Origin of the sequence: Bacillus sp. FJAT-49711 (assembly GCF_018343715.1) — a bacterium.
Classification (GTDB): Bacteria; Bacillota; Bacilli; order Bacillales; family Bacillaceae_C; genus Lederbergia.
Genome location: NZ_JAGYPL010000002.1, coordinates 1,227,345 through 1,247,225, shown reverse-complemented (window position 1 = coordinate 1,247,225; position 19,881 = coordinate 1,227,345). Strand labels below are relative to the sequence as shown.

General features: G+C 37.3%; 17 protein-coding genes. 2 read left to right on the top strand and 15 right to left on the bottom strand.

Translation table 11 applies throughout. The features are described 5' to 3' along the window. The first annotated feature begins 1 nt into the window (after window position 1). The gene (locus KHA96_RS13290; protein WP_213129743.1) at window positions 2-1,387 is read left to right on the top strand and encodes a mandelate racemase/muconate lactonizing enzyme family protein; all 1,386 of its coding nucleotides are present in this window, start codon (window positions 2-4) and stop codon (window positions 1,385-1,387) included. Between the two features lie 78 nt (window positions 1,388-1,465). Here the strand turns inward: KHA96_RS13290 and KHA96_RS13285 are convergent, their stop codons facing one another. From KHA96_RS13285 to KHA96_RS13245, 9 genes are all read right to left on the bottom strand, one after another. Beyond that, window positions 1,466-2,641: a helix-turn-helix domain-containing protein gene (locus KHA96_RS13285; RefSeq protein ID WP_213129742.1), complete on the bottom strand. Its 1,176-nt coding sequence runs from the start codon at window positions 2,639-2,641 to the stop codon at window positions 1,466-1,468. Between the two features lie 58 nt (window positions 2,642-2,699). After that, entirely contained in the window at window positions 2,700-3,347 is a 648-nt protein-coding gene (locus KHA96_RS13280; RefSeq protein ID WP_213129741.1) for a GntR family transcriptional regulator, read from the bottom strand. A 324-nt stretch (window positions 3,348-3,671) separates the two neighbouring features. Beyond that, window positions 3,672-3,872, bottom strand: coding sequence for a hypothetical protein (locus KHA96_RS13275; protein WP_213129740.1), 201 nt, complete (start codon window positions 3,870-3,872; stop codon window positions 3,672-3,674). Between the two features lie 387 nt (window positions 3,873-4,259). Beyond that, complete coding sequence (locus tag KHA96_RS13270) at window positions 4,260-5,270, bottom strand: mannonate dehydratase (protein ID WP_349305746.1); 1,011 nt, start codon at window positions 5,268-5,270, stop codon at window positions 4,260-4,262. Between the two features lie 18 nt (window positions 5,271-5,288). Further along, entirely contained in the window at window positions 5,289-6,581 is a 1,293-nt protein-coding gene (locus KHA96_RS13265; protein WP_349305745.1) for an ABC transporter substrate-binding protein, read from the bottom strand. 29 nt (window positions 6,582-6,610) lie between these two features. Continuing rightward, a complete protein-coding gene (locus KHA96_RS13260; RefSeq protein ID WP_213129738.1) occupies window positions 6,611-7,447 on the bottom strand; it encodes a carbohydrate ABC transporter permease in 837 nt (278 codons plus the stop codon). After that, the gene (locus KHA96_RS13255; protein WP_213129737.1) at window positions 7,444-8,364 is read right to left on the bottom strand and encodes a carbohydrate ABC transporter permease; all 921 of its coding nucleotides are present in this window, start codon (window positions 8,362-8,364) and stop codon (window positions 7,444-7,446) included. Before KHA96_RS13255 ends, KHA96_RS13260 begins: the two co-directional genes overlap by 4 nt. 478 nt (window positions 8,365-8,842) lie before the next feature. Continuing rightward, on the bottom strand, window positions 8,843-10,045 hold the full coding sequence (locus KHA96_RS13250; protein WP_213129736.1) for an enolase C-terminal domain-like protein: 1,203 nt from the start codon (window positions 10,043-10,045) through the stop codon (window positions 8,843-8,845). A gap of 34 nt (window positions 10,046-10,079) precedes the next feature. Further along, the gene (locus KHA96_RS13245; RefSeq protein ID WP_213129735.1) at window positions 10,080-10,880 is read right to left on the bottom strand and encodes an SDR family NAD(P)-dependent oxidoreductase; all 801 of its coding nucleotides are present in this window, start codon (window positions 10,878-10,880) and stop codon (window positions 10,080-10,082) included. Window positions 10,881-11,124: 244 nt separating this feature from the next. On the opposite strand from KHA96_RS13245, the gene KHA96_RS13240 reads away from it, so the two are divergent. Beyond that, entirely contained in the window at window positions 11,125-12,030 is a 906-nt protein-coding gene (locus KHA96_RS13240; protein ID WP_213129734.1) for an RraA family protein, read from the top strand. 93 nt (window positions 12,031-12,123) lie between these two features. On the opposite strand, the gene KHA96_RS23550 is transcribed toward KHA96_RS13240, so the two are convergent. The 6 genes from KHA96_RS23550 to KHA96_RS13215 all read right to left on the bottom strand — a co-directional run bounded on the left by KHA96_RS23550 (window position 12,124) and on the right by KHA96_RS13215 (window position 19,599). Continuing rightward, window positions 12,124-12,318 (bottom strand): CLC_0170 family protein, encoded by a 195-nt coding sequence (locus tag KHA96_RS23550; RefSeq protein WP_481748231.1) that lies wholly within the window; start codon window positions 12,316-12,318, stop codon window positions 12,124-12,126. A 25-nt stretch (window positions 12,319-12,343) separates the two neighbouring features. After that, on the bottom strand, window positions 12,344-13,579 hold the full coding sequence (locus tag KHA96_RS13235) for a Ger(x)C family spore germination protein (RefSeq protein WP_213129733.1): 1,236 nt from the start codon (window positions 13,577-13,579) through the stop codon (window positions 12,344-12,346). After that, the gene (locus KHA96_RS13230) at window positions 13,580-14,692 is read right to left on the bottom strand and encodes a GerAB/ArcD/ProY family transporter (protein ID WP_213129732.1); all 1,113 of its coding nucleotides are present in this window, start codon (window positions 14,690-14,692) and stop codon (window positions 13,580-13,582) included. A gap of 16 nt (window positions 14,693-14,708) precedes the next feature. Next, complete coding sequence (locus KHA96_RS13225; protein ID WP_213129731.1) at window positions 14,709-16,337, bottom strand: spore germination protein; 1,629 nt, start codon at window positions 16,335-16,337, stop codon at window positions 14,709-14,711. A gap of 146 nt (window positions 16,338-16,483) precedes the next feature. Continuing rightward, a complete protein-coding gene (locus tag KHA96_RS13220) occupies window positions 16,484-18,955 on the bottom strand; it encodes a beta-mannosidase (protein ID WP_213129730.1) in 2,472 nt (823 codons plus the stop codon). Window positions 18,956-18,984: 29 nt separating this feature from the next. Further along, on the bottom strand, window positions 18,985-19,599 hold the full coding sequence (locus KHA96_RS13215) for an SGNH/GDSL hydrolase family protein (RefSeq protein WP_213129729.1): 615 nt from the start codon (window positions 19,597-19,599) through the stop codon (window positions 18,985-18,987). Window positions 19,600-19,881: the final 282 nt, after the last annotated feature.

Here is a 19,881-nt window from a genome sequence, read left to right as displayed (position 1 = left end):
TATGACAAATCAAGAAACATTTGAAAGCGCGTTAGCGTACGTAAGTACACATTCTACTCCAACTGATTTAAAAATTACGGATATCCGGTTTGCGGATATTACAGGTGCCCCAATGCACTGTAGTTTAATTAAAGTATATACTAACCAAGGCTTAGTTGGTTTTGGTGAAGTTCGTGATGGTGCCGATAAAGTATATGCTCAATTGCTAAAATCACGACTTCTCGGTGAAAACCCCTGCAATATCGATAAGATATTCAGAAGAATCAAGCAATTCGGAGGACACGCCCGTCAAGGCGGCGGAGTGAGTGGTATTGAGATTGCTTTATGGGATTTAGCCGGAAAAGCATACGGGGTACCCATTTATCAAATGCTAGGCGGTAAATTCCGTGATCAAATCCGCATGTACTGTGATACAGATGTTCAAGGCAAAGATACGGGAACAGCCATGGGGCATGCCCTTAAAAAAAGAATGGAGCAAGGATTTACATTTTTAAAAATGGACTTAGGCATCGGCCAAATCATTCAGGAACCTGGTACATTAAGTGCTCCACTTGGATTTTTAGTTGAAATGCGAGAACTATCAACAGCTTGGTATAACAGAAATAATTCAAATATGTCAGAATTAGAGATGAAATATCTCCGAAACCGTCTATACGATGTCTATAATATAGCGCATCCTTTTACTGGCATCCATGTAACTGAAAAAGGTTTAGATATGTTAGAAGAATATGTTGCCCAGGTCCGAGATGTCATTGGTTATGAAGTTCCATTATGCATCGATCATTTTGGGCATATTGGTGTGGAAGATTGCATTAAGCTTGGCCGCCGTATCGATAAGTATAATCTTGCTTGGATGGAGGATATGGTTCCTTGGCAATATACAAGCCAATATGTAAGACTCGCAAATTCCGTGACCACTCCAATTTGCACAGGTGAAGATATTTATTTAAAAGAAAACTTTAAACCTTTGCTTGAATCTGGTGGAGTCTCGGTAATCCATCCTGATGTATTAACAACTGGTGGAATATTAGAAACAAAGAAAATCGGTGATATGGCTCAAGAATACGGTGTTGGAATGGCAATTCATATGGCGGAAAGTCCAATAGCTTGCCTGGCAGCTGCTCATGTTGCAGCTGCGACTGAAAATTTCCTTGCATTAGAATATCATTCTGTAGAGGTTCCATGGTGGGATGATCTTATTATAAGTAAGCTTCCAAAACCACTTGTACAAAACGGATTCATTAAAGTTCCTGAAGCCCCGGGTCTTGGTATTGATGATTTGAACGATGAAGTAATTGCTCAGCATCTTCATCCTGATATCCCAGGCATATGGGAACCGACCAATGAGTGGGATAATTTCTATTCTAATGACAGGCTCTGGAGTTAAATTCAAGAATTATAACAAGAGATCGCTTCAAAAGTTCTAGTACCTTTTGAAGCGATCTCTTTTTTTTCGTTCATAGTCTTATTGAGCACTTTTATTTAATTCCCTGTATTCAGTAGGAGTTATTCCAACAGTCTTTCTAAAAATTTGACTAAAATATCTAGAATCCCGGTATCCTACCATTTCAGCAACTTCATAATTTTTTAAAGGAGTCCCTTTTAACATAGTTTTAGCTTTTTCGATTCGTATTTGAGTAAGTTTCGAAATAAATGTATATCCTGTGTTTTTTCTAAACAAAGCACTCAAATACGTTGGAGTCATGTAAACTTCCTCTGCCACACTTTCTAAAGTTGCATTATTACATTCCCTTTCCATATAATGAAGTGCCTTAGTAATAACACTGTGGCCATTATTATTATACATTAGTATTTTGTTTAGCATTTTCAAGTAATTACAAACATATTCTTTTATTTCTTGTAAAGTTTCCATATATATAACTCTCATAATATTTAATTCTACAAAAACACTTATATTTGTCTCTCCTATATCGGCAATCACCTTTTTTTCCAAACCTACAATTAAACGAATTGTCATTTCGCATACATTTTTAGTATTAAGGAGGCCTCTTTTTAATATGCTATGATAGAAGTTTTCTACTGCAATATGAATGTCATAATCATCATCAGCTAATTTAATACTATTAAATAGATCTTCCTCTAGCTCAATTGGATAACTAGAGTGATCGTTATACTCTTCAATCTCATTAAAATAGAATATATTCCCTATACCTTTATAAAATTTATTTTTTAACGCATCCACAGCCTTTTGATAAGAAATATGAATATTTTCTAAGCGATTACTTGGTTCTCCAACTCCAATATTAATTGGAATAGTAAAATGATCATTTAATGATTGGTGTACAAATTCAATCGTATTTCTGGATTCCCATGAGAATAACAAACCAATTCTACCCTCTACGTCCATAAAGGTTACACTATTAGGAGTAATATTCGTCTGTATGTAATCCATAACGTGCTCGGTAAATGCCCACTCCTCATGTTTGTTTCGGAAGTTACCTGAAGGCTCAAGTAAGGCAAGTGTAGGAAAACTAAATGGTACACTTATATTTAAACTGGAAAAAAAACGAATAACATTATATTTATTATGGGCTCCTTCTTTATAAACCATTTCCGTTAGAATTCGACTTTTCATTAATTTAAGCATAATATCTTCTTTTACCATGCTTTGGAGTTGCATACACTTTTCCTCCTTAACTGTAAGTGCTTTTCCAATTTCCAATGGTATTTGATACTATTTAGTCTACATGGATGGTTTTATATGAATGCATATGATTTATAAACATTGCCTCAGCCTCGTCAGCATCTCCCTGCCTTAATGCATCTATTAATATTTGATGCCATTGAACAAGCCCGTCCGTAGAGTGATATTTATTGGATATAGCCATAAAACGCATTATCTTTGTTTTCATGCTATTCCAAAGGTCTAACACGGCATAGTTATCGCAACGTTCATATAAATAGCCGTGAAAATCCATATCTAATTCTAATATTTTTAGCAGATCATTCTGTTTGATTGCAGTGTCCATCTCTCTAGTAATATTTTCAAGAAGTTCAAAATCAAATTCTTTAAGTTTTTGAATCGATTGCCTTACAGCGTATCCTTCAATCATTTCTCGTAAAATAAAGATATCTTTAATTTCTTTTGAAGTAATATTAGACACAACTGAACCTTTATTGTGCTGACCAATAATTAACCCTTCTTGTTTTAACCGTTCTAGGGCCTCCCTAACAGGTGCTTGACTTATTCGAAAACCATTCGCTATATCTAATACTGGTAACCTATCATATGGTTTGAGCTCTCCTTCAAGGATTTTCTTTTTTAATGTTAAATAAACTTGTGTACTAATTGAGTTGGTTTGAAGTGGAGCATGCCGTACATTCAAATAGGAACCTCCTTTTTTATCGATTATCGATAATTTATTCCACACTATCGATTATCGATAATTTTAAGTATCAAGTTGGGATAAAATAAAAATTACTAGCCTGAAAACTACTGTTCTGTAATCTCATTTTTCTCTTTAACTAACAATTATTATCTTTCTGAAGATCTTTATGCATAAAAGAGACTATCTCAGTCGTAATTGATTTATTTCCATTACAATCATTATATTCTCAATTAACTGTATATTCACTATATTCCCAATATTTATAAGCTAGTTTTTCATAAAGTCGTTTCGCTATAGTGTTTTCTACTCCAACTTCTAAGCCTATGCAAGTACAACCCTTTTCTTTTGAAACAGTTCTGCTTCTCTAATTAAAGTTGTTGCTACTCCCATTTTTCGATATTCCTCTATTGTTACTCCCGCTTCTGAATAGGCAGTGTAGGTAATATCAATCTTTTGGGTGATAGAGACATCATTGGACCACCACTTCAATAAAAAATGACCAATAGGAATTTTGTCGCTCAAGCAATTAAATATAGTCCTTCACTCTTCTTTTGAACATTCTATCGGTTGTAATGAAACTTAGGGCTATTTGGAGAAAACTGGGACACAAGTAAATCTAATTGTGTTTCTTTTGCTACTTCTATCTTTATGTTAATTCCTCCCTATTCATTTCAATTCCTCCACCCCCTTATATAAGGGCTAACCTCTTTTTAACTAGAATAATAATTAATGAATTTATTATTAGTGATTGACTTATAGTTAAGGTAATTCCCTTATTTACGGCACAGCAGATTTATAAAAACGCATTAAAAGAAATTTTTATATTTCATGGATTCCAATTACCAATGAATTAGAAAAACCAAGGACCGAGTAGTATTATGTAAAGACTCGATCCTAATACTTCAATGTTTAACTTTCAATCAATTCACTAGCTTGGTTATTTAATCCAATAATTTTATCTCTTTTCTCCGCTGCTTCCATTAATCCTTTAATGTAACCCACACCGAATAACCTACCTAGAATTTCATATCCCGGATTACTATTATCCTCTCCTTCCATCGTAGGGACATGATCAGGTCTAGCTGGACCATCAAATCCCTCTTCATAATAGGTTACCATCGTTTCCAGCATGTCCGTTTTCCCATCATCGTGGAAGGTTTCTTCAAATTTTTCCGCTGTCCCTCGGACATCACGAAAATGGACAAAAAAGATTTTATCCTGACGAGCAAAACGGCGAATCACAGATGGAATATTCTCTCCAGCTGTTGCTAGTGTCCCTTGGCATAATGTAATTCCACTATATTCACTTGGTACCAAATCTATCGCACGTTGTAATGCGTCTGCATTTACTAAAATTCTTGATACACCACGTATCGGTGAGATTGGAGGATCATCTGGATGAAGTGCGAGCTTCACTTTTGCTTTTTCTGCAACTGGAACAATTTTTTCAAGATAATATTTTAAGTTGTCCCAAAGTTTTTCTTCGCTTACAAGCCCAGCATTCGTTATTGGAGCATTTTTCATGACGGAATGATCATAGCTAGTTACAAGCGCTCCTCCTCGAGATCTAGTTGATGTGGAGGTCCGGAACCAGTTGAATTCTGCCATAAAATTATAACAAAGAACCGGAATCCCTAATGCGCCCATATTTGTAATTAATTTTTGCATGACTTCTATTTCTTCGTCCCGCCCTTGAACACCTAGTTTTATTTTATTAGTAGGAGGTGCTGATTCTATTACCATCAGTTCTAAACCAAAGTCTTCAAATCTTTTTTTCATATGCATGAGATTCGTATAATCATATGATTCATAGAAATTGGTTTTTCGTGGGAGAGGGCCAACAGCATAGTCCACTCCCATTTGTTTTGCTAAGTGCCACATTTGGTCGGGCGATGAGGAAAACATTTCCGCTAATTTCACTCATATTCCTCCTTTCTCCTAATTACCTAACTTAGCTGCTGTACTTTTTCCTAATTCATCAATTACTTTATAAGCTTCTTCATACGATTTTTGACCGAACATAACAGCTTCCATTTCTGTTTCATAGGTTTGCACCCATTCCGACCATCCCGCAGGAGCTGGGTAAAATGGCAATGCTTTATCAATAGCTACATCTAGTAATGCCCTGCTCATTTTATCTTTATCTTCCAAGTTTGGCTCAAGTTCTTTATAGATTGCATCATTGATTGGGATACCTCTCGTCAAACCAAGCGTTTTTCCAGCTTCCATATCTGATATAAACCAACGAACAAATTCTTTAGCTTCTTCTTTATATTTACTAGTCTCACTCACGCTTAGGAAAATAGTAGACTGTGCCCACCCACCGCCAGCAGGTCCAGTTGGATTATTCACAACCTCCACTTGACCAGGCATTAATGTTTCCAATACACTTACGGAACCTACAGTAGCACTTCTTGTCATTACCGTTCCAGAAGCCATTGGGTCTCCTTGCGGATCATTTTCCAAAAAGGCAGCTTGTACATCAGCTGGAGGGACAATTTTTTCTTTTCTAAATTGGTCATAGATTCCCTGGTATTCAAACCACAAATCCTTATCAATATTGTAATTTTTCCCTTCTAATACTGGCCCTTTTCCTTTGGATGTCTGATAAAATTGGAACCACTCCCAACTTCCAGTAGAATCTGATATCGGATATTTCCCTTCAGGCAATTTAGACCGTGATTCTTTGGCAAAATTGAAGTAATCTTCCCATGTCCAATCTTTTTGTGGCAGCGTAATATCTAAAGATTCAAGCTCTTGTCTATTAAATGCAATCCCTGACCCATTGTGACTTAATGGAACTCCATATAGTTTGCCATCTATTTTTAAGTTTTCAACAATTTTTGGATCAACGATTCCATCTAAATCTATATCAGATAAATCCGCCAATGTACCTTTACTGACATATTCATCAATATAGGCACCATCCATTTGCAAAATATCTGTCATTGTTTTTGATGCCGCCAGCGTCGGAAGCTTTTGCCAAAATCCATCCCATGCTAAATACTCAGGAGTAAACTTAATGTTTTGGTTCTGTTCGGAATAAATTTCAAGTGCTTTTAAAGTAGCTTCATGCCTCTCATTTGGACCCCACCACATGATACTCAAGTTTGTTTTTCCATCTTTACTACTCGAAGTTTCCTTACCCTGTTTCCCATTACAAGCAGCTAAGGCTAGCACCAAAAATATGGAAAAAATGAATAAACCTAACACCTTCACGTTGCTTTTCACTCTACATTCTCCCTTCAAAGTTTTATAAACTATCCTTTTAGACCTGTCGTGGTAATTCCCTCAACAAAGTGTTTTTGAGCAAAGAAAAATAGTAGAACGGAAGGCGTGATGGATAATAGCGACATTGCTAGTAATTCCCCCCACTGAACCTCAAACTGATCAACAAACATTCGTAATGCCAATCCTACGGTATATTTATCTATTGAACTTAAATAAAGGATCTGCCCAAAAAAGTCATCCCAGCTCCATATAAAAGTAAAGATTGCTACTGTCACTAATGCCGGCTTAAGTAAAGGAAAAATAATTCTAATGAAAATACTATAAACAGATGCACCATCAATTTTTGCAGCTTCATCCAATTCTTTTGGTATCCCTTTAATAAATTGAACTAATAAAAATACGAAAAATGCTCCTCCCCCAAAAAAATGGGGTAATATTAATGGAACATAACTGTCTACAAAACCAAAATGGTTAAACAAAATATATTGAGGAACGATCGTAACTTGCCCAGGCAGCATTAACGTTAACATTAATATGCCAAACCATAGATTTTTAAATTTAAAATTAAGTCTGGCAAAACCGTAAGCTACAAGTGCACTTGTTAAGACTGCACCTAATACATTCCAAAACTCCATAATCAAAGTATTTTTAAAAAAATGAGCAAATGTAAATTCTGAGGAGAATAACCAGCCGTTTACATAGTTGTTCCAATTAGGAACCTCTGGCCAAATTGTTGGAAGCCTTAATTCTTCAGGCTTTTTTAAAGATGCTCCAATCCACCAAATTACCGGATAAAGCATTAATAATGAGAATAAAATTAAAAACATTTGATTTCCCATTTTTGACCACTTTTTTCTGATACTCATTTCCCCTCTCTCCCATCATCTGACTCATAGTAAACCCAGTAGCGTGATCCTATGAAGTTTATAGCTGTCAATACAGCAACAATAAACAATAATATCCATGCCAGAGCGGAAGCGTATCCCATTTTATAATGTTTAAACGCCTGTTCAAATAAGAAAAGAGCATACATATAAGTTGAATTGACAGGTCCACCTTTTGTAATTATGAAAGCTTGGGTAAACATTTGAAAAGATCCTATGATACCTAGGATGAGATTAAAAAACATGACTGGAGATAGCATAGGCAGTGTAATGTGAAAAAAGTTTCTAATTTTCCCTGCGCCGTCCACTGATGCTGATTCATACAAATCTTGAGGTATTTGCTTTAATCCTGCTAAAAAAATAACCATTGCTGAGCCAAATTGCCATGTGTTTAATAGAATTAATGAGCCAAGTGCTGTTTCTGGAGTATGAAGCCAACCGACACCTTGAATTCCGAACCATTGTAATACTTGGTTTACATATCCATCTGCACCAAACATATTTCTCCATAAGACGGAAACCGCAACGCTTCCACCTATTAATGAGGGAAAATAAATAGCCGTACGATAAAGGTTCATACCTCTTAACTTTTGATTTAATAGCATCGCTACCATTAATGAAAAAAGTAGTTTTAGTGGAACAGAAATGATAACAAAGGTAAAAGTAACAGCTAAAGATTTTCGAAATAAATTATCTTTTAAAAAAATGTTATGATAATTCTCGAAGCCTACCCATTTGGGGCTTTCTAGTAAAGAGTATTCTGTAAAAGATAAATAAAAAGATTGAGCAATTGGCCAGACTGTTAAAAGCAAAAAACCTATGAGCCAAGGAGAAATAAAAATATAGCCGGCTAGATTATTTCCATTAGATGTTTTTTTCTTTCTTCTGAAAAAACGCATGAGAAATGATTGTTTTTCTACTAACCTTTCAACATCAACCTCGTTAATTGGATTAGAAGTGCTTATTGAAAAAGGTTTTATTATCCCAAGGTACCTTCCCCTCTCTCGTAAAATATGATCTGTGTATTCATTATATTGAATACGCTTACAAATTTAATAGGTGATTATTTTACGAAATTGTTTGATTTTTTTCAAAAAAGGGTAATAATATTTTTCGAAAAAATCAATGTAATATATATATGGTTAATTCCATCTAATTTCCCACAAAAAAGCTCCTCCGCTGCTAAAATTTTGGTCGGTAATAACAAACCGTTTTTTAGCAACAGAGGAGTTTTGCTTGAATTTTATTGAAAATAGCAAAGACTATAGACGAATAAAATCTTATGCTTTTTACTTGTAAAGTAATTATATTATTTAAAAAAGAAATAAGAGAACATTACTTTTCCTATTTCATTTCTACATATATTTGATAGCTTCATTAAGGCCTAACTGAAGTTCCATCAGGAGTTCTCGCCAATGTCCATCTTGGCAATTCGTTTGAACATGGGTATTTAGCGGCTTTTTCTTCATCGATGTCAATTCCAAATCCTGGACGATCATTTGGATAAACATAACCATCTTTCAATTCCGGACACCCTGGAAAAACCTCTTGGATCACATCTGAGAAGCCATACCACTCTTGAATGCCGAAATTAGGGCTGCTTACATCAAGGTGGATATTTGCCGCATGTCCTACGGGCGACACATCTCCTGGTCCATGCCATGCTGTCCGTACACTAAATGCTTCACATATTGATGCAAGCTTTTTTGCAGGAGTAAGACCACCAATCTGACTAATATGTACCCGTATGAAATCGATCAGTCCGTTTACAATTAAGGGCGTCCACTCTCGGGGGTTGTTAAACAGCTCTCCCATCGCAATCGGAGTAGAACTTTGTTGACGAATCATTTGAAACCACTCTATTTGCTCAGGTGCTAACGGATCTTCCAAAAAGAATAATCGGTATGGTTCCAATTGTTTGGCGAGCCGCACTGCCTCGATAGGAGCTACTCGTTCATGTACATCGTGAATTAGCTCTACTTCAAAACCAATCTTATCCCGTACATAGTCAAACATTTTAGGTATAGAGCGTGCATATGCATCTGGATCGAAATATGCGCCAGGCGGTGAATTTTCTGGTGAGAGTATTTTCTGACTTCGTCCACCATATCCACCATATTGACAACGAACATAACGGACTCCTTGTTCCATATAAAAATGGACATTCTCAACAAGTTCCTGGCCATCCCTTCCGTCAGCATGCCGGTATACAGCGGCAGCTTCACGGCACTTTCCACCTAAAAACTGGTATACGGGCATTCCGGCAAGTTTGCCCTTTATATCCCATAGTGCTATGTCGACTCCGGATAGAGCATTATTCAAAACGGGACCGTTGCGCCAATAAGAGCTCACCATCGCTGATTGCCATATATCTTCAATTTGTAATGGATCCTTACCAATTAAAAAAGGCTTTAAATATTCATCTACAGCCGTCTTCACAGCCAAATGTCGTTGTGTGAAAGTAGCACATCCAATTCCATATAGTCCTGGCTCTGATGTTTCCACCTTTACTACAACTAGATTAATTCCTTCCGGTGCCGTCAAGATTGTTTTTACATCTCTAATAGTGATAGATGCCATAATCTAGGCTACCCCTTTCTAATATGAATTGTTATCATATTTTTCCCCAACCATATCCAGCTTCAGGACTTACGTCTTCCGGCATGCCCGGTAAAATGAGACCACCGTCGATTTTAATCGTCTCACCCGTTATATAGGATGCTTGATCAGAAACTAACCACACTGCCGCTTGGCCAATATCTTCAGGAGTGCCCATTCTCTTAAGCGGTATTTTGTTTCCTAATTTTTCATAAAACTGATCATTTCCATCACGCACCCTCGTTGCACCTGGCGCAATACAGTTAACTCGAATTCCATATGGCGCACACTCTAGCGCTACAGACTCTGTGGCACGAATAAGCGCCGCCTTTGTTCCTCCATATACTGCATCTACAGGATAAGCTCTTTTCCCTCTAGTAGAGGCAATATTTATTATGTTTCCACGGATCTTCTCTTCCTTCATATGCCTAATCGCTGCCCGCATCAACAGAAGAGGCGCTTTCAAATTTAGATTTAAGAGATAATTAATTTTCTCAATTTCCATTTCCGCTATTGGGCTTGTAATTGTTAAGCCTGCATTATTAACAAGTATATTAAGGTGACCGAATTCTTTTATTGTTTTTCCTACAAGATCCTCAGCTGTATGTTCATTAGATAAATCAGCGTGAAATATAATACACTTTCTCCCATAATCTTGTTCAATGGAATGGGCGACTGCCTCTGCTTCTCCCTTTTCAGAACGATAGGTGATCGCTACATCGTATCCTTGCGATGCCATTTTTAGCGCAATACCTTTACCAATTCCGCGACTAGCTCCTGTTACTAATACTTTTTTAGAATCATCTACAACCGCCATAATTCTCAAATCCCACCTCTCTATTAGATTGATATACAATAATCATTCGATAAAAAGGCGAAAGTGTCCTGTTTTTTAAAATATAAAGTTTAAAAGTTCGAGTTCATATTTAGAGTAGGTTAATTTTTTACGATTCTGAGGCAAAACAACTTAAAAAATCCGCATCGACAATAAAGCCATAATATCTAACAATAGATTTGAAACTTTATATATCACTATAATCACGAAGAAAGGATTGATTTTTTTGAAATTTGATAACCCTGAGGATATACTTCAATTAACTAGCCTTTGGAAAGGTGAACGATTTCCAAACGGACGTCCAAAGGTACCAACTGACATTCTTCAACGTTTTAAAAATATTACTTTGGAAGAGGCGTGGGGTCCTCTTTGGCATCACGGCTATCACTTTCAGTTTGAAGGAGACTTCAAGGTTGTACGTCCAAATCAGATTATGGTTGGGCGTGCTGTTACAGCGATCATGGTTCCACAACGGCCGGATTTACATGAGACATTATTAAAATACGGTCATGAACAAGAGGGAAGAAAAGGCTTTTTCAATCAATGGGTTATTGATGCATTAGAAGAAGAAGACGTCATCGTCGTTGATATGTTTGATAAAATTCATAAAGGAACTTTTTTAGGCGGAAACCTTGGAACTGCTATTGCCTCTAGAACAAAGGGTGGCGGTGCTGTCATTTGGGGCGGGATTAGAGATAATCAACAAGTAGAGGAAATTGAAGATATTAATGTATTTTATCGTGGAAGTGATCCTACTGCTATTGCTGAAGTAACGATGGTTGGAATTAATGTTCCAACACGAATAGGTAAAGCCATCTGCTTGCCAGGAGACGTTGTACTTGGTACGCCATATGGAGTAATATTTATACCTCCACACTTGGCAGAACATACGGTTACTTTAGCGGAAAAATCCCAAGTTCGTGATATATTTGGCTTTATTCGATTAAAAGAAGGAAAATATACAGGAGCACAAATTGATGCAGGCTGGCCTTTATCGTTATGGGAAGATTTCCTTGAATGGTTTAAGGATTCAGAACAAACTCAAAAATATCGTCATTTAACATGGGATCAAGAACTAGTAGAAGCTCAGAATCGAAAAGATGACCGACCAGCAAGCGATGTTCGTTTGTAAATTAATCGTGTAAAGGAGTAGATTAGGAAGAGGGGGGAAGGTCCTTCCTTCTTCCTGATCCCCTTCAGCAACTATTTGTTCGTCAATTATTCATTACCAAAACCACTTCTGATACGCCCAATACACAACAAAAAATACTGTTCCCCCAATAACATTCGTCCATCCCAAAAAGATTGCGAATTTCTTTTCTCTATTCATTTGAATTTTTTTAAATGTTTTTGCGTCAATAGATAAGATAAAGATCCCGGTTATAATCAAAAGGACTACAAAATAGTAAGCATAATGCAATGCAGTCCACTCCCTTTAAATGAAATTATTTTGCTTTCATGCCTATTCTTAGTATTTGCGATTCGACTTGTATATCAACTTTTAAATCATTTTTAAAAATCTCTTGCCACTCCTCTTTCGTTTTTACATGCTGGTTCCAATAATCAGGATGTTTAGCCCTTATATATTCACCAAAACCAAAGATGTCTGATTTTTCATTTTTCATTTTCTTTATTAATTTTTCTACTGATTTTGTTACATCATGATTAAAGCTTTGTTCAAGTTCTTCAATAGCCTTTGGATTATTGATTGGTACTTTTCCCTTCTCCTTTTCGATAATTTCATTTTCATAGCGAATTTTAATTCGTATTTTAGGTTTTCCGTCATGGATTGAAGTTTTAACCTTAGCTTTTCGTTTCATCGCACGGAGTAATACTTGCTCCTCTGTACTTGGAATTGAATAAAATGCTGCATAACCGCCTTTTCCTTGTCGATTGATAGCCATGAGGAGGCCAATTTTAATAGGTGCAATCTCCCCATGCATTTTATCTCCCTTAAAATACGCCAGCCCCTCTAGATTAATATTTCCCCCACGTTTTATTTCGAGCATTGGAAGGAAGGCATCTTGTCCTTTACTCGCATGAATTCGCCAAAACACGCCAATTGGATTGTTAGGAAATTTCCCTAGTTTAACTGAGTTTTCTATCATAACATTAAGATATAAAGCGGGAACCCGCTCTAATTCCGGTGCAACTGACATATATTTAGAAGCTTCTTCCTTTGAAACCGCGATCCAAGCTGTCCTTCTAACTTCGGATTGCCTTCGCAAGTAATCATTAAATCGTCCAACTCCATCTTTGGCAACCTCTTCACTAATGATGATGACCCGTAAATGCCCCAAAAACAGTTTATCTGATAACTCTTGTTGAAGATTTGTCATAGCAGCATCAAGCGTCGAGCCCACAACAGACAATACCCATACCGGCTTCTGCTCCTCGCCTCCTCCACCAATTTGCGGTCCTAGTGGGATACGGCCGGGGACGGCAATTTGAGCTGTCAAACGAATTAAATCCCTATCGTCTTTTGAGCCATCACCATGAATATTGGTGATTTCCTTTTCCTCTTCACTTGAATGTTCTAATTCATGACCTGATTTGGCTTTGTCAATCGCGATTGCTAGTACAGTTGCTCGTTTTTCTATATCTAGGCTATCCCAGCACCCAGATAAAAGAGGGATAAATAAACAAATGGTGCATAATAGATGGGCATATTTTTTATCCATTTATTGCCCGCCTTTTTTGCCGGGGATTTTGCGAATGACGGCAATCAATAATATGAAAAGTGGAAATCCAATTGTAACTAAAAGGCCAAGTCTCCCTACTATTTTAATCACATCGTACATTTGCAGTACATTCCTAGGAATCATGGCGATAAAAAAAACAAAGGGTAGCAAAAAAAGAGAAAATGATTTGTGACCTTGCAAATGAAAAAATCTACTTAAAGAATGAATCGTTAACATATAACTGGAGAAGATCGTCGTAAAAACAGCCGTTACCCAAATTGCGAGAAACACAACATCTAATCTCTGTAAAAGGTTTCCGGGTAAAGAGGTTGCTCTTGCCAATTCCAGTGTTGGCCACATTAGATTTTTCATTTCCTCCACCCCAAAAACAGACAGTGCCGCTAGAACAACCATGATATAAAACGCTCCTGAAATGCCCAATCCAAACAAGGCCGCCTTCATAGCTTTTTTGGGTTTCTGCATGGAAGGAATAACAATCGTCATAATAAAAAATCCTTGAAACAAAGCAACGACTGTTAACATTCCAACAAATAAAGGATCAAATTCTTTCGTATAGATTGGTTGGATAATTGGTTGAAAGTAAAGCGGATTGGCATTTTTGAATGATAAAATCACAATTAACAACCCTGGTACTATAATAGCGGGAACATAAAAATTATGAATATATGCAAATGTATTAATATCATCACGAGTAAAGATCGCAGCCATTAATAACATGACAATAACGGTTACTTCTATTGGTGTGTTTTTTAATACCGCCGCTACGACAACCTCACCAAATTCTCGCGATGCCATAGCAGTTAAAAATGTAAAAAAAATGATTATTAAAATCCCATACATGCGCCCAACCCACTTACCAAGCACAACCTGACTGTAGCCAATGATGGTTTGATCCGGAAATCGTATTCCAAGCTTTGTGATAAAATATAATCCCGCAAAACTAACCATAACCGATAAGAATGTAAGCAATGGAGCACTAGTATCAGCAGCCTTAACAGCAATAAGCGGAAGATTTAAAACACCAACACCAATAATCGTACTGATCAGTATAGTCGTGGCTTGGACGGCTGTTATTTGACGTGAATGCTCCATTAAAAGTTCCCTCCGCTCATTTTTTACTTATCTTCGTTTGATTTGAAGTATTAGCCGCATTGGCTGAAAATACTTCCTCGTTGTTTCCCATCCTTTTTTTATTATTTGGATGGAGAAATTCAGGTCTCTGCGGCATCCATCTAAAAGGTATTCTGATCACAACATCCTTCATCCCTTGTGCGTTGCCAGGAGAAACAGGACTCATATATGGCACGCCAAAGGATTTTATGGACAGCATGTGATTGAAAATAATAATGATGCCCACTACCAGCCCATAAAGTCCAAAAAGTCCTGCGAGTATAGCTAATGGAAACCGCAGCATCCGTAAAGCGAAAGAAGCATTATAAACTGGAGTTGCAAATGAGCCGATTGTTGTAATCGCAATGACGACAACCGTAATCGGGCTCGAAAGTCCAGCATCAACTGCCGCCTGCCCAATGACCAAAACTCCTACGATTGATAAAGCGCCGCCAATTTGTTTCGGCAAACGGACAGTTGCTTCCCGTAAAACTTCCATCGCCACTTCCATCATCAGCACTTCAATGACTGCTGGAAACGGAACTCCTGCTCGACCTCCCGCCACGGCTACTGCAAATTCAGTAGGTAATAATTCAGGATTGAAAGAAATGAACGAAACATAAAGTGCCGGAAAAACTAGTGAAAAGATAAGAGCTAAAATCCGAACAAGACGAGTAAAGCTTGCTAATAAAAAGCGGGTAGAGTAATCTTCCGTCGTTTGATAAAACTGATTAAAGACGACGGGCACCATCAACACAAATGGTGATCCGTCCACAAGAACGGCTACTCTCCCTTCAATAATATTGCCAACTACACTATCTGGCCGTTCAGTCAAGATTGTTTGCGGAAAAGGTGAGAACTGGTAATTTTCTAGAAATTGCTCAATATATCCGACATCTAGAATGGCATCCACATGAATCTCAGATAAACGTTTTTCCACCTCATCAACGATGGATTGATCCGCTATTCCTTTTATATAACAAATGGCTACTTTCGATTTCGTTAACCGTCCTATTTTCATTGTTCTCACACATAAATCAGCCGTTGGTAAACGATAGCGAATTAATCCAATATTTGTGTCGATCTGCTCAATAAAACCTTCCCTCGGTCCTATGATAACTTGTTCAGTTTCAGGTTGTGAAAGTGCTCTTTTCTCAATTTTACGAGTATCAAGGTGGAAGGCTTGCAGGACACCAGAAGTGACAATCACCGTTTCTCCAACTAATAAGACATCTATTAAATTTGCGACATTCGATTCAAACTTAACGTCGCTATGATATAAAACTTCTTCAGACAAGACTTTTAATATATGATTTTGCTGTACTTCTTTGATTTCTAGATGATCTGGGGGAAACATGAGCGGCTTTAAAAGATCGTGATTAATGACAGCCGGATCGACCATGCTCGAAATGTAGAAAATGGCCGCCGGATACTTTCCAAAAATTTTAAACTTCCGAGTAATAAAGTCATCATTCGCTCCTAAAATACTCGTAATGAAGTCAATCGTTTCTTCAAGATCGCCATTTAATATTCGTAAATCACGTTTCTCTACTTTTACGTGAGGAGCATTGCTTAACTCTTTTTGATCAAGTTGTTTCTGCTTCTTTTTCCATTTCCAGCCTGACATATCGTATCCCTCATAACTTGTCAGAATATATTAATGTCAGTATGTGTAATTTAGTGATGATTATGTAAAACTTCCAAAACAAGGGCTTATAATTTATCATTTCACAAGAAACAAAAAAACAGGCCCATTGTGAGCCTGTTTTTCCATTAGAACGTATTATAGATGCTGCGCACAGATAATTTACTTTTTAATTCTTCCAAGCTTACATCTACACTTAAGCTATCCTTCATGATCGTCACTTTTTTCGTATCCCCTTGTGAGAGATCGAAGTAATTATCGCTGAATTTGCAATCAGCTTCCTGTAAATCAAGTTCCACATATTTCGCCAATCCGCCTTGAGCCTTGAGCGAAAGAGTAAATCGATCATTTTCTTCCTGTATATCAAAAGTAATTTGTGGATCAACAAATTCAAAGTGCTTCGGTTTTACAAATAAAACAACTGCATTAGAATGGACTTCCCCATCCTTTATGAAGATGGCTTCAAGATAAGTATTTCTCATATCTTCATCTGATAACTCATCCTCAAAAGACAGCTCAATACAGTTTTTAGCAGTTAGTTTCCCGACTTTTACTTCAATGCTGCCCTCTTTTAATACTTCAGACGTATTCTTGCGTAATTTCCATTCGATTCGACCTTGAATGTCTTCCAATGAATCATTCGTCACATGAATAGAAGCAGTCTTTCCTTCTTCCTCAATGGACAGAAGAAGCGGCGCATAAAACTTCTTCGCAAAATAATGGAGCGCCTTCCAGCGGCCAAAGCTGTCAACGCTTGACCATGAAGCGACTGGCCAGCAGTCATTTAATTGCCAGTATAATGATCCCATGCAGCGTCCGCGATTTCTGCGCCAATGTTCAACCCCATATTTAATGGCTTCACCTTGCAGAAGTTGAGATACATAAAGCAAAGAATCAAAGTCCTTCGGGTAAAGAAAGTTCTCAGATAAATAGAAGAGAATCTTTCCGTTTGCTCCTGAATTTTTCTGATGTTTCTCCATTACACGCGAGAAAATATTGCGATCCTCTGGAATTGTAAAGCTTTCTACCGTTTTCATCGATGGGAAGGATTGAAATCCAAACTCTGAGCAGAATCGGAAAAAGTATTTCCGATACTCTGTGAAAGGTTTTAATCCATGCCATACTTCCCAATAATGCATATCTCCACGATTCGGGTCGCGCGGTTGATCAAAACCGCCGCCTGAAGACGGTGAAGATGACCAGTAAAATGTTTGCGGGTCCAACTCCTTGATCATTTCAGGAATAATGTATTCAAATAACTTTATATAATCAGTCTTACGCATTGGATCCTGTGGCCAGCCCCAATGCACCCAACCTTCTTCAACTTCATTGTTTCCGCTCCAAATACCAAGGCTCGCGTGATGACGGAGACGTTTCACATTGTCTGCAACTTCTTTCTTAACGGTATCCAAAAATTCATCTGTCAGTTTATACGAAGCGCACGCAAACATGAAATCCTGCCAAACGATAAGACCGAGGCGATCACAAAGATCATAAAAATAGTCTTCCGGATAATGACCGCCGCCCCAAATGCGGACCATATTAAAATTCGCTTCAACACTATCTTTTAAAAGTCTCTCTGTTTTTTCAACAGAATTTCTAGCAAGTATATTATCTTCCGGAATGTAATTTGCACCCATTCCGAAAATCGAAATACCGTTCACGTAAAATTCAAATGATCTTCCAAACTCATCTGGAACAGATTTAACTTCAATTGTACGAAGACCAATATTATAGTCTTTTGTATCAAGTATTGAACCTTCATTATTCAGTACCGAAACTTCGACCTTATACAAAGGCTGTTTTCCATATCCATTTGGCCACCATAAATCAGGATTTTGCACATTAAATGCAATAACTTCTTGCACAGCTGATATACTGACGTTTTTTACTTCCACATCTCCAGCTGGGCTTGTTAATGTAACTTCCACTTGGAGATCTTCCGCCTGACTCAATCTTTCTACTTTCACGCGCACATCAAGTTGTACTTCGTTTTCTCTATGCTCTTGTGTCATATATACATCATCGAGCTTCGCAGAACTCCATGCTTGAATAGATATATTACGCCAAATTCCCATATCGGGGATTTTCGGGCCCCAGTCCCATCCGAACATATAGTGGGCTTTTCTGATATATGGAAATCCAGGAAGCGCATCGCCGCCATCAAGTGGTGCAAGCGGATCTTCGTTTTGCAAGACTTCTATATATTTAGTAGGAGAATTAAACTTGATTGAAATTTCATTTTCTCCCTTTTTTAAAAAATCCTTTACATCTATTTCATATATACGATGCATATTATTCGTCTTCTCAACTAGCTCACCATTCACAAAAACTTCGGCGAGTGTGTCAAGTCCATCACAAACAAGCAGCACTTTATCATTTAATAAAAGGTCTTCATCTACCGAAAACATTCTAGTATATACAAAGTCTTTTGCTGCAACCTCAAGCCCAATTTTTTCATTATCTCGATAAAAAGGATCTTCAATTTTACCATGCTGCAATAAATCATTCATAACAGAACCCGGTACTTGAACATCGAGCCACTCTGATGCTCCTACTTCCTGCATTTTCCATTGTCCGTTTAAATCGACTTTTACCATTTTGTCCACTCCTTGAAGTTACATTGCTATTATTTTAGTAAACTTTCACATGCTTTAATCCATGATGCAGCCATTAGCATATTTCCCGCAGAGTTCATATGAACACCATCGGTCGTAAGCTTATACGCTGTCCCTGTATTTAAATAATCAATAAAATCCTGATGAGTCGGAACGAGAATCGCATTGAATTTCTTGGCAAGATTACGGATGATCTCTACATAAGGAACAAGCTTTTGATTTCCTTCAGAATCCACATCCTCTTCGATGACCGTTGGTTCCATCAAAATAAGCTGCCCATTTGTTTTTTCTAAAAGCCCTGTCAAAATCTCTTCAAACTGTTCTGGATAGACCTGTTCCATGTCCGGACTATCGAGCTGGCGCCACACATCATTAATTCCAATCGAAACCGAAACATAGTCAGGATTCAAAGCAAGAACATCTTTTTCCCATCTTGCTTTCAAATCTGTAGCACGGTTGCCGCCAATTCCTTTATTCATAATCTCTAGTTCTTTGCTCGGAAAAGCTGTGATGAGATAATCATGCAATAGGCGAACATATCCATTACCAATACCTTCTGCATCTTCATATCTTCCCGATTCCGTAATGCTGTCGCCAATAAATAAAATTCGCCCTTTATCCTTCATAGTCTTCCTCCTGACTTTTATGTAGACTCTCGGCATTCACCGACTCTTTTTTCTCCTATTATATTTAATTTGTTCATTTTTAAAATGGATTGCAAAATCAATATTGAACAAGATAATAAGAAATAATAACGTATGAGTCTATTACCGTTGATTTCCGTTCCAGACGGACGCTTTCCGGGAGCGCGAGCAACTGGAGCGGAAATCAACCATGCACAATCTTAGTAAACAACAATATTTACAATAAAACTCAATTACCAGAGCTCTTGAAAATTCAGCAAATTT

What these genes read in the sequence shown, in the direction of transcription:
- KHA96_RS13250 (WP_213129736.1), bottom strand. Translation starts at nt 10,045, where the DNA reads ATGGCATCTATCACTATTAGAGATGTAAAAACAATCTTGACGGCACCG.
- KHA96_RS13245 (WP_213129735.1), bottom strand. Translation starts at nt 10,880, where the DNA reads ATGGCGGTTGTAGATGATTCTAAAAAAGTATTAGTAACAGGAGCTAGT.
- KHA96_RS13260 (WP_213129738.1), bottom strand. Translation starts at nt 7,447, where the DNA reads ATGAGTATCAGAAAAAAGTGGTCAAAAATGGGAAATCAAATGTTTTTA.
- KHA96_RS13285 (WP_213129742.1), bottom strand. Translation starts at nt 2,641, where the DNA reads ATGCAACTCCAAAGCATGGTAAAAGAAGATATTATGCTTAAATTAATG.
- KHA96_RS13230 (WP_213129732.1), bottom strand. Translation starts at nt 14,692, where the DNA reads ATGGAGCATTCACGTCAAATAACAGCCGTCCAAGCCACGACTATACTG.
- KHA96_RS13290 (WP_213129743.1), top strand. Translation starts at nt 2, where the DNA reads ATGACAAATCAAGAAACATTTGAAAGCGCGTTAGCGTACGTAAGTACA.
- KHA96_RS13235 (WP_213129733.1), bottom strand. Translation starts at nt 13,579, where the DNA reads ATGGATAAAAAATATGCCCATCTATTATGCACCATTTGTTTATTTATC.
- KHA96_RS13215 (WP_213129729.1), bottom strand. Translation starts at nt 19,599, where the DNA reads ATGAAGGATAAAGGGCGAATTTTATTTATTGGCGACAGCATTACGGAA.
- KHA96_RS13255 (WP_213129737.1), bottom strand. Translation starts at nt 8,364, where the DNA reads ATGCGTTTTTTCAGAAGAAAGAAAAAAACATCTAATGGAAATAATCTA.
- KHA96_RS13225 (WP_213129731.1), bottom strand. Translation starts at nt 16,337, where the DNA reads ATGTCAGGCTGGAAATGGAAAAAGAAGCAGAAACAACTTGATCAAAAA.
- KHA96_RS13220 (WP_213129730.1), bottom strand. Translation starts at nt 18,955, where the DNA reads ATGGTAAAAGTCGATTTAAACGGACAATGGAAAATGCAGGAAGTAGGA.